6 protein-coding genes are annotated in these 7732 nt (G+C 35.6%); 1 reads left to right on the top strand and 5 read right to left on the bottom strand.

The window, feature by feature from the left end; genetic code table 11:
- Together AACZ30_RS11690 and AACZ30_RS11685 are read right to left on the bottom strand one after the other, a co-directional pair.
- Window positions 1-179: pyridoxal-phosphate dependent enzyme (locus AACZ30_RS11690; protein WP_339649520.1), on the bottom strand; the 179-nt coding region annotated here is incomplete at its 3' end.
- Window positions 179-967 carry a serine O-acetyltransferase gene (locus AACZ30_RS11685; RefSeq protein ID WP_208225407.1) on the bottom strand — a complete coding sequence of 263 codons (789 nt, stop codon included), beginning with the start codon at window positions 965-967 and terminating at the stop codon, window positions 179-181. The genes AACZ30_RS11685 and AACZ30_RS11690, both read right to left, overlap by 1 nt.
- A gap of 477 nt (window positions 968-1444) precedes the next feature.
- Here AACZ30_RS11685 and AACZ30_RS11680 point away from each other — a divergent pair, with 477 nt between their 5' ends.
- Window positions 1445-2659 carry an MFS transporter gene (locus AACZ30_RS11680; RefSeq protein WP_339649519.1) on the top strand — a complete coding sequence of 405 codons (1215 nt, stop codon included), beginning with the start codon at window positions 1445-1447 and terminating at the stop codon, window positions 2657-2659.
- Here the strand turns inward: AACZ30_RS11680 and AACZ30_RS11675 are convergent.
- The 3 genes from AACZ30_RS11675 to AACZ30_RS11665 form a co-directional block, all read right to left on the bottom strand.
- Window positions 2648-4501: a T9SS type B sorting domain-containing protein gene (locus AACZ30_RS11675; RefSeq protein WP_339649518.1), complete on the bottom strand. Its 1854-nt coding sequence runs from the start codon at window positions 4499-4501 to the stop codon at window positions 2648-2650. The two genes, AACZ30_RS11680 and AACZ30_RS11675, sit on opposite strands and share 12 nt — an antisense overlap.
- Before the next feature lie 115 nt (window positions 4502-4616).
- Window positions 4617-5138 (bottom strand): DUF6155 family protein, encoded by a 522-nt coding sequence (locus AACZ30_RS11670; RefSeq protein WP_286761560.1) that lies wholly within the window; start codon window positions 5136-5138, stop codon window positions 4617-4619.
- Complete coding sequence (locus AACZ30_RS11665) at window positions 5139-7382, bottom strand: FUSC family membrane protein (RefSeq protein ID WP_339649516.1); 2244 nt, start codon at window positions 7380-7382, stop codon at window positions 5139-5141.
- Between the last annotated feature and the right edge of the window lie 350 nt (window positions 7383-7732).

The following is a 7732-nucleotide window of genomic DNA, read 5'->3' as shown; positions in this document are numbered from 1 at the left end:
GTAATATCTCCCCTGTCTAATGCGCTTTTAATCATATTATAAGCGGCCCTATCTTTTACGCTTCCGCCGGGATTTTGACCTTCCAATTTAAAATATAGCTTAACATTAGGGTTTTTAATAAGCGTTTGCGCTTTTACGAGAGGCGTATTTCCTATTAGGTCTAATATAGAATCGTTCATTATTTACTCGTCTTTTTAATATTAATTTGAGGTGTATGGGAAACCATAGAGTTTTTAGGTACCGAAGCGGTTAACCAAACATTTCCTCCAATAATACTATTGGCACCAATTACCGTTTCCCCACCAAGAATAGTAGCGTTGGCATAAATAGTAACATTCTTTTCTATAGTGGGATGCCTTTTTATATCTTTTAGGTTACGGTCTACAAAAAGGGCGCCCAGGGTAACTCCCTGGTAAATTTTCACATTATCTTCTATTACCGCAGTTTCCCCAATCACAACACCGGTTGCGTGGTCTATAAAAAACGGCGTTCCTATTTTGGCGCCGGGATTAATATCGGTTCCTGTAAGGCCGTGGGCACATTCTGCCATTAGACGTGGCACTAGCGGAAGTCCGAATTTATAAAATTCGTGGCTAAAACGGTAAATAGCAATGGCAAAAAAACCTGGATAAGAGAGAATTACTTCTTCCAGCGAGTTTGCCGCGGGATCGTTTTCTGCAATGGCGAGGGCATCTTTATTCAGTTTTTTAAGAATTCCCGGTAATCTATCTAAATATTCCTGCCAAATATCACGGCAGGGAGTTTTGGGTTCCCAACAAACAAGGTCTGCCAGTTCTTCAAAATCTTTACCCAGTTTAATAATATTCTCTTCTACCGGTGTTTCTTCGTCAAACAGCGTGTAAAAGAGGTTATTGGTAAAAGCCTCAGTTTTTTCTTTTATACTGAATTTTAAATTCGGTAGTTTCTTTTGTGCTTTTATTTGTTCTATAACCTCATTCTGGCTCATTTAAAACTATAATTTTAGAATGATAATCTTTGATTTATTCAAATGTAAACAATAGCCAGTCAAATTACATTTAAATTGCTATAAATGCTTTCAATAAGCCTATTTAATTTTTGAAATATTAAAGATTCAGGCTAATATTCTGCTAGTTAATATTTTCATAATTAACTATTAACCAGTTTGTTATAAGTATATCTTTATTCTATTAATTAATCAATAAATATAAATAAAATGGCACAGCAAGCAAATCACAAAAAGGACGATGCAAAGAAGGAGCCTAAAAAATCACAGGCAGCACCAAAAAAACAACCAGCCAGAGAAGGAAAGCCTAAAAAATAACTTAGGTTTATTCAAAAAATTGAAATCCAGGCCACCTCAAAAGGGTGGCTTTTATATTTCAAGGAATTAAAACACATACTTTTCTCTATTGTTCGCCTGTAGTCTTAACTTTGCAACTTTTAAAAATTGAAATAGAACAGTTTGAAAGATTATTTCTACTTTTTACGAGAAAATTATAGGAAGGTCAGTTTTGGCTGGCTACTTACATTTCTATCCAGTTTTGGGCAAACTTTCCTTATTTCATTATATGTTCCAGAAATTGTAAAAGCTTTCTCCATTACCGAAGGTACTTTTGGAGCCATTTATGCCGGCTGTACGGTAGCGGCTTCCATAATAATGCTTAGCGTGGGGCATACCGTAGACCATAAACCGGTGAAAAAAGTAACTGCTTTCACCGTGTTAAGTCTTGGACTTTCCAGTATCTTGCTGGGGCTTTCTTATCATATCGCTATACTTTTCGTTGCTTTAATAGGCTTAAGACTATGTGGACAGGGATTAATGAGCCATATTAGTATGACCATAATTTCCAAATATTTTGATAAAAACCGCGGAAAAGCACTTAGTATTTCTTCCCTGGGATATTCTATGGGAGAAGCTATTTTTCCTATTATTATTACTTCAATAATTGCGTTTTTTGATTGGCGAATGGCCGCTATTATTAGTGGTATTGCCCTCCTACTCTATTTAATACGCTTAAAATTCACAAACCTAATAGCTTTTGATAAACAACTTTCTACCGAAGGAAAACCTTCTACCTGGTTGCTTTTAAAAGATTATAAAAGTGTAGTTTCCGATAAACGCTTTGGGATTATGATGCCAGCCAGTTTTATTTTAGGTTTTACCAACACTGCTATTTTCTTTTATCAATATGTATTTGTAGAAGATAAAGGCTGGTCTCCGCAACTTTATGCAACATTTTTTACGGTTTATGCTATTTCCAGATTTATATTTTCCCTGGTTGGTGGCACCTGGGTTGATACATTTACTGCGAAAAAAATGTTTAGAATATATCTCATTCCAATGACTTTAGGGCTTATTCCTTTTGCTTTAATGGATAGTATTATTGGTGCACTTTTATTCCTCATTACTGCCGGTATTACCGGCGGGATGGCTGGAACGGTAAAAACCTCTTTAATTGCTGAAATTTACGGAACCGAAAAAATGGGTGCCATTCGAAGTGTTTTTACCATGTTTATGGTTATTAGTACTGCTTTAGGCCCTTTATTAGTTGGATTTATGATTGATGGTGGACTTGATTTTAGTACAATTATCCTGGTAATATTTGCGGCAATGGTTTTAATAAGCATTAACTCACAACGAATAAAAAATATTAGTAAAAAAGCCTCACCGCTTTAAACTAAAAGAGCCTTTCAGCGTTTTAAAGCCTTCAATTTTAATATGATACCAGTAATCGTCTGACGGAAGGGAACGCCCGTCTAGAGTGCCATTCCAGCTAAAAGTTTCTCCATCATCGGCTTTTATTAACTTCCCGTAGCGATCAAAAATTCTTATTTCTGAAGAAGGAAAATATTCGAGGCCCTTAATGCTGAAATCATCATTATACCCATCTGCATTTGGGGTAATAAATTTTGGGATCACAATATGCGGAAATTCCTGGATTACGGTATTACACGACGAAAGATCGCGCATATAAATGGTATAAATTCCGCCGGGAACCAACGTAAAAATATTTGAGGATTGAAAATTTGTACCATCTATAGAATATTCAAAATCACCCTCATTCGCGGGGGTTACTACTATATTTTCTTCCTCTGAAGTTACCGATTCAATTTCGGCAATATCAACCTGGTTAATTTCAAAGTTTTTAGTGGTAGAGCAGCCTTCAGCCGTGGTAAGAACCACGCTATAACTCCCTGCAGCATTTATTTCTATTTGTTCAGAATTCTCTCCTGTAGACCATTGATAGGAAAGCCCCGGTAAACCGGCGTCCAGGATTAAATTGGCCCCATCACAAAGTTGCAGAACTTCATCTTCAACCTGTGGAGTTTCATTTATAGTAAATTCTATCGCTGTTTTAGCACTCGGGGTACATTCTAAACCTTCATTTAAAGCTTCAACATAATAAGTACCGGGTGATTCGGGTAGATAAGAGGTGGTATTTTGCACCAGTAAATTATTATTTTCATCATACCAGTTCGCCACTTCATTTTCTTCAATTGTAACACTTAAAGTTGGAATTTCTTCATCACTGCAAATACTCACATCACCATCGCTTTGTGGTGACGCAGGAGTTTTTAAAATATTTACAGTAAAAATTTCTGAAACAGAACTGCAAAGATTAGCGCTTAAATTAACGGGATCTTCGGCTACTTTCACCCTATAATACCGGGAAGTATTTAAGGCGGGAGTGTTATAGATTTCATCATTTTCACCGGGAATATTTATCCAGGTTTGATTATCGCTACTTTCCTGCCACTGGTAGGCGTGAGTATTATACACCGAATAATCTGGAGTTGCTTCCAGCCTAAGGGTTATAGGGGCTTCTTCAGCACAAATATCTATTCGGTTTTCATCATTTTCAGCAGTAACCGTAGTAAGATCACCGCAAGATCTAAAAATTATATCGTCTATAGCAAGATCATTTCCGCAGCCTCCATCACCATTATTGAACATTTTTAGAATTACAGAATCCTGACCTGCTTCGGTTTGAAAAGTAAGTGCATATTGCTCCCATTCCGGACTGCTTTGTGAGGGAATATTTCCTGTATTTCCTTCTTTTAATAAGTTAGCATCGTTCTCATCCCAAATTTCAAAACGTACATTTATAGGAATTCCACCATCTGGACATACCGTACTGGAACGATTGTAAATATTAATTAAATAGGCAGAAAACTCATAGGTAGTATTTTCGCAAAGTCCGTTAATTTCTGTCCTGTAAAATCTGCCAGAACTAAAAGAAGCATTTACAATTAAGGCATCTCGATTTGAAATGGTGCCGTTGGGTAAACTTGAATGCCAGGAAGTGATTACCCTTCCTATTTGGCTGGAAAGTGTATATTGTCCATCTTGTGGATCCTGGTTTACATAAGTATAATTAGTAGTGCCGGCAGGTAATTGCGAGGCGGTTTCAAAATCTTCATAAAAAATAGGGTCACCCTTGCTCCCTTCACAAAAGCCTAACTGGGCAAAACCTGAAGTGCAGATTATAAGAAAACAAAAAAGAAAGAAAACTTTCATTAATTATAAGGTCAATCCCATAGCAAAAAACATCTCTGGCTTAAATCCATTTCCGGTAGTATGCCAATAATAGATTCCAGCATCATGCTGGTTTCATTTTCCCAAATGTACACAATTACGGCGCGTCTTGAAATTGCATTTCAATTTTTTCAAACCTGTAAGCGTTTGGCCAGCTCTGATTTTCGGCTTCCGCAGCTATTTTCAAAATTCTATTTTTAAAATCGGGAAGTACGCCTTCTTTCAGAATAAACTTCACCGCTTCTTCATAAGATTTGAAGATACTTTTACAAAAAGCTTCCTTTAAATTGCTTTTTTCTTCAGCAAAAGTTTGCGCAATTTCAATATTAAAAAGCATTAAATCTGCGGTTAAATGGGGTTCTACCCCAAGTTGTTGAAAATGTTTAATTTCCTTTTGGGCAATAGATCTACGGGCTTTTGGTTTGCGCCTAGTTTCAGGAAAATATTCTTTAGAAATCTTTAATTTGGCCTTCCGCATTAATTCTTCTTCCCGCGGATTAAACACAAAATCGTAAAAAACCTTTACCGGTTTAAAACGTTCGTAGAGATCAACAATTTGCTCTTCCAGCTGCTCCTTATCTAATTCCTGAAGGTATTTTTTTAATTGGCGTTTACTCATTTAGCTGAAGTTTGTTTTCGCTATGGTCTTTTGAAGGTTTTCTGAAATTTCTAATAACCATTGTACCTGGCTACTTACTAATTGAGCTTCCTGCAACCTTAATTGTACATCTTTTTGGTCTTTTACGGGATCTTCCTTTAACTGATTTTCCCTTTCTACCAATAATTCTTTATAGGTTTTTAATAAAGCTGAAGCCGCTTTTTCTGTGCGGGCAGTGTCAAAACCTTTTAATGTTTCTTCCTCTTCTAATCCTTTTATAGCATTTTCTAAATTAGTACAAATGTGAGACACAAAAACTTCAAAATTCTTAGAAGCTGCCGTAGTTTTATGATTTTGAATAAAAGTTCCCAGCGAAGCCAAAGCCGAAAGAAAAGTTTGATTTAAACCTACAATTTTATAAAGCTGGCTTAATTCTTTCTGTTTGTATTTAGGTTCCTGGGTCATACGTTGAAAGGAAGCACTTAAATTACCCATTTCTAAAAATGCTTTTTTCCTTGAAAGTTTATAAGAGGTTGGCAAAGTTCCTTTTATATGATAAAAACTATCAATTTCTTGCAGGTAATTTTTGTTGGCACCAATACTTTCTTTAACCACATTTTTAATATGTTGTGACTCCCAGGCCGGCCATAAAATAAAATTCCCAAGGGCAGCAAGGCCCGCTCCCAATACGGTATCTATAACCCTAAACTGAATCACATTAAAAACATCTGGTTTTAAAAGCGAATAAATAAAAACAATACTCAAAGTTATAAAAACAGCTGCTGTACGGTAGTTGCGTTGAATTAGAGAAAAAGCAAGAGTAAGGGAAAACAGTCCTAAAATTCCATAAACTACCTGGTTTTTTGTTATAAAAACAATTCCCAATGCGATTACCGCACCAATTAAAGTGCCCACTATTCGCTGTTTAGAACGGTCTTTGGTAAGTCCGTAATTGGGTCGCATAATTACCACAATAGTGAGAATTATCCAGTAAGCATTTTCAAAAGAAAAATATAATCCTATGCTGAATCCTACTAAAATTACAATAGCCAGCCTTAAGGAATGCTTAAAAATTGGAGAACCAAAATTGAAGTTTTCAACAAGCATTTTAGGGTCGTAATCTTGTGGAGTAATAAATTGGGAAACTTCTTTATTTTTCAGCAAAACCGGTTCCCGGGTATCTAAATTATGTAAAACCCTAACTATGGTATTTATTTTTTGACCCTGCTTTTCTAAATAATCGAATAAATTTTGAAGTAGAAATGTTTTCTCATTATTTTCTGAAGAAATAAGCATCCGAACTTCCTGGAAATTTTCTTCTACAGCCTTTAAATATTGCCTAATTTCTTTTGTAGAAGATTTCTTTTTCTTCTCTATAACCACCGAAATTTCATCAAGCTGAAAAGCAATTTTTTTTATCAATTTTTTAAAACGCTCCAACAATTCGCGATCTTCCTGTAAAACTTCGTCCATTTTACTGTAATCTACAGGATTGGCCATTGCCAGCTCTAAAATATCTACTAATTCAATAAAAATTAATAAACGTTTTCGGGCATAATTTGAATTCCCCGAGGCACGCCTGGCGTTTATAAGAATATTGCGTAAACTTTCGTGCTTTTCGTTAAGATCGGTTTGAAGAATAAATAATTCCTTCTGAAGTTTTTCTCTTTTAGCGGTTTCAGTAAGTAAATGCGCCCTTGTTTTTAAGTATTTGGCGGTAAGTTCAAGACATTCGGCTAAAAGCTGTTCGGTATGGTGTTTAGGGTTTAAAAAATTCCAGATATTACTTAAAACCAAATACCATAAACCACCTCCAACAATAAGTAAACCGCGTTCCCAGGGTAGAATTTCAGTAGAAATATTTGCAAAACTTAGTACAATGGCAAATAATCCGGCAAAAGCAACCAGCGATGCTCTAAAACCGTAAACCGCGAGATAGGCAATACCAAACATTAATATTCCTAAAAGTGGTAAAACCAGCCATAGATAAGCTGAAGCATAGCCCATAATTATAGAAACAATACCTGCCAGCATAGCTGCAAGAATCACCCCTATATTCCTGTGTCTAAAACTGCCCGGAATATCACTGGGAGAACTTAATAAAGCGCCCATTGCGAGAACAACTCCAATTTCAAAATTCCCCAACCAAATAAAAATCCCCACAGGTGAACCTATAGCAAAAGTGAGTACCATAGCCTTAGAGAAATCGGTGCTTCTAATATATTTCAGGAATTCCTGCCAGTAAGTAATTATAATGTTAGGCAAATCTTATTCGTTTATCGAAGCAAAGTTACGGTGTATTATAGAGTATCAACCAATAGTTTAAGAAATGATAACATTTGAAACATAAATTAGATTACGGTGCATCTTGCTACGAACTCATTCTTTTCGGTTTAATCCATTTCGGTTTTTCGGTAGTAATTAGCTTAAAAAATGATTTTAAGTTTAAATTAATAATTGTGAGTTGCAGGGTTCTATTCTTAGCAGTAATTTGAACAAAGGCTGAATTTTCCTGGCACTGATATACCTAATAAAATTTCAGTATTAAAATAATTAAATAGTTTAGAAATGAATAAGAGTATACTTTTAAAGAACCGCCCGAAGGGAAAACCTTC

This window comes from uncultured Salegentibacter sp., assembly GCF_963972535.1.
Classification (GTDB): Bacteria; Bacteroidota; Bacteroidia; order Flavobacteriales; family Flavobacteriaceae; genus Salegentibacter.
Note: the sequence above shows the minus strand (reverse complement) of the source record. Positions and strands in the feature narration are given on the sequence as shown.